Source organism: Janthinobacterium sp. GW821-FHT03C08, from assembly GCF_059420905.1.
On record NZ_JBWKUP010000057.1, the window covers coordinates 1 to 595 of the forward strand.

A 595-nucleotide genomic window follows, 5' to 3' on the forward strand; every position below is an offset into this window, starting at 1 on the left:
CTCGCTGGCATCTGGGGCAAGCTGCTGGGCGTGGCGCCGGAACAGGTAAGCGCGAGTGCCAACTTCTTTGCGCTGGGTGGGCATTCGCTGCTCGTTGTGAGTTTGAGGATTGCGATCCGTCACACCTTTGGTGTGGAACTGCATCTACGCGATATTTTCCTCGCCGACCAGTTACGTTCGCTTGCCAGCAAAATTGTACTGGCCAGACTACCCCAAGTGGACAATGAACGACGTGCCGCACTGATAGCCGCTAGTGGCAACAAAAAATCGAATAGAAAGAGAATTGCATGAAGCGCTTCGAGTTGTTTTTGGATGCATGTATGGCCGCTGAAATCACGTTCTCGCTTGAAGAGGGGGAGCTGTATGCCGACTATGAAGGCGATTTGTCTGCCGATATGGAGGTAGGTATTCAGTGCTGGAAGGAAGAGATCATTGCCTTGCTGGCTGGCAGAGAAAAACACGCACGTCACTGGGAGTGCATACCCGTTCGGGAACGCAGCACTCCCCATCTACCCCTCTCGTTTGCGCAGCAGCGGCTGTGGTTCCTGGACCAGCTGGAACAGGGCAGTGCGCACTACAACATGCCGGCGGCGCT

At 55.1% G+C, this 595-nt stretch carries 2 protein-coding genes; both read left to right on the forward strand.

Annotated elements, in window-relative coordinates; translation table 11 throughout:
* A partial coding sequence (locus AC07VL_RS28045) for a phosphopantetheine-binding protein (protein ID WP_494808758.1) occupies positions 1-291 on the forward strand: 291 nt, incomplete at its 5' end.
* Positions 288-595 (forward strand): hypothetical protein (locus AC07VL_RS28050; protein ID WP_494808759.1); only part of this gene is annotated, 308 nt, incomplete at its 3' end. The genes AC07VL_RS28045 and AC07VL_RS28050, both read left to right, overlap by 4 nt.